Annotated in this window: 1 protein-coding gene and 1 pseudogene; one reads left to right on the forward strand and one right to left on the reverse strand. The window is 67.0% G+C overall.

Features of this window, described 5'->3' with window-relative positions; genetic code table 11:
* Nucleotides 1-648, forward strand: a 648-nt coding sequence (locus DM995_RS19415; protein ID WP_157973357.1) for a PH domain-containing protein, incomplete at its 5' end; no start/stop codon positions are given.
* Here the strand turns inward: DM995_RS19415 and DM995_RS19420 are convergent.
* Nucleotides 632-964 (reverse strand): annotated as a pseudogene (locus tag DM995_RS19420) (TonB-dependent receptor); the annotation flags it as partial. The gene DM995_RS19415 and the pseudogene DM995_RS19420 sit on opposite strands and share 17 nt — an antisense overlap.

A 964-nucleotide genomic window follows, 5' to 3' on the forward strand; every position in this document is an offset into this window, starting at 1 on the left:
CTGACGCTGACCGATGTCGTCATGCCGCTGCACCGCATCCAGGCCGCCGTCATCGCCACCGGCCCGATCCGCCGCCGCTTCGGCTGGTACGAGCTCAAGGTGCAGAGCCTCGCCAGCGACAGTGAGAAGGAAAGCGACCACAGCATCGCACCGTTCGCCACCGCAGACGAGTTGCGCCATGTGCTGGGCGAGACGCGCATCGCGTGGGACACCGACTATCCGTCGATGCGCGGGGTCGATCCGGCGATGTGGTGGGTGCCTTTGGTCTTCGCGCTGCCGGTGCCGATCCTCGGCCTCGGCATCTCGGCCTATTTTGCCAGCCCCTGGATCGCACTCGCCTATCTCGCGCTGCCTCTGGTCCCGCTGTTCAGCTGGCTGTACTGGCGCGCGCACCGCTATGCGCTGCTGGGGCAGCAGCTCTATGTCCGCACCGGCTTCTGGAACCAGACGCTGACATTGCTGCCGCTGCGCCGCGTGCAGAGTGTCGACATCAAGCAGAGCTTCGTCAGCCGCTTCATCGGTTTGGCTGATGTCGCGATCGGGGTTGCGGGGCGATCAGGCGCGGTCACGATCCAGGCGATCCCGCTCGGCGACGCGATCGCGCTGCGCGAGGAACTGCTCGGCCTGGCGGTCAGAAATCGACCGTGAGGAACATCGTGACCTGGCGCGGGGCGTTGACCTGATAGCTGCCGCTGCCGACCAAAGCGAGGTCATAGGTGTTGGCGACATTGAGCATCGTCACGCGCAGCAGCGCCGGATTGTCGCCCAGATCGAAGCGCCAGCGCACCCCGGCATCGATGATCGTCCGCGCGGGCAGGAAGACGAGGTTGCGCGTATCGGCGGCGCGGGTGCCGCGATGCGTGACGTTGAGCGTCAGCTGCACCCCATCGAGCCCCGGCACCTCATATTGCGTCGCCAGCGTCAGGATGCGCGAGGGCTGCCCCAACGGCCTGCGCCCGACGCG

This window comes from Blastomonas sp. UPD001, from assembly GCF_003426715.1.
Classification (GTDB): Bacteria; Pseudomonadota; Alphaproteobacteria; order Sphingomonadales; family Sphingomonadaceae; genus Blastomonas.